This is a genomic window from Streptomyces sp. PH10-H1, from assembly GCF_030063355.1.
In the GTDB taxonomy this organism is placed as follows: domain Bacteria; phylum Actinomycetota; class Actinomycetes; order Streptomycetales; family Streptomycetaceae; genus Actinacidiphila.
Window position 1 is genome coordinate 1 of sequence record NZ_JASISZ010000232.1, and the last position, 812, is coordinate 812.

1 protein-coding gene is annotated in these 812 nt (G+C 70.0%); it reads right to left on the minus strand.

Annotated features, from left to right (window positions below; genetic code table 11):
• Nucleotides 1-248 precede the first annotated feature (248 nt).
• Nucleotides 249-812 (minus strand): transposase family protein (locus QMK24_RS41370; protein ID WP_502989176.1); only part of this gene is annotated, 564 nt, incomplete at its 5' end.

Here is an 812-nt window from a genome sequence, read left to right on the forward strand (position 1 = left end):
GTACTACAGCCGGAGATCTTGAGGGTGGGTGATGGGTGGGATCGGCTGGTGGTGTTTCCAGGCGTGCAGCCCGGGCGGCAGGGGGTCTCCGCGACGTCGGTAGTGGCTGACCTGGGCGCGCGTCTGATGGAGTCGGTGCCAGAACTCGCAGGCCAGGATGGTCTCGACGGGGTGGTGGGGGTTGAAGCGGGTGGCGGCCAGGCAGTGCCGGACGGTGTGGACGGAGGGCCGCAGCAGTGGTCCGGGAATCAGACGGCGGCCTCGTTCCCGGTCGTGGCCTGGGCTTTTCCCGCCGTGGGGTCAGGCCCGGTGTCGGGGAGGGCGGCGTGCTGGACGGCTAGGAAGGCGGTGGCGGGCATGCAGGCCGTGACGTGCCGGTGCCAGGGCGTCCACTTGCGGACCTGGTATTGGGCGAGTCCGGCGAGCTGCTTGTTGATCTCGTTGTCTTCCTCGATCTGCCATCGGCCGCCGGCCCGGGCAATGATCTCGCTGATCGTGGCGTCGGCGGGGGCGTGGGCGAGGAAGTAGGCGATCTCGCGGCGCAGTTCACCGTCCTTGCCCCGCCGGTTGGGGTGCGGGGACCGGCGCAGGACAAGCCAGTGCGCGTGCCCCTCGGCCGGGGACTCGTCCTTCATCTCGACGGCGAAGGCGGTCCAGTTGGTCCAGTCGTAGAGCCTCTCGCCCTGGGAGCCGAAGCCGCAGGAGCGACGTTCCCACTGGTCACGGGCCTTCGCGTAGTGAAGGAGGTCCTCGGCTCGCTTCACGGCCGGCTGGCGCTTCTTGCCGGGCGCGCCGTGAAGCGGCAGGTCGAC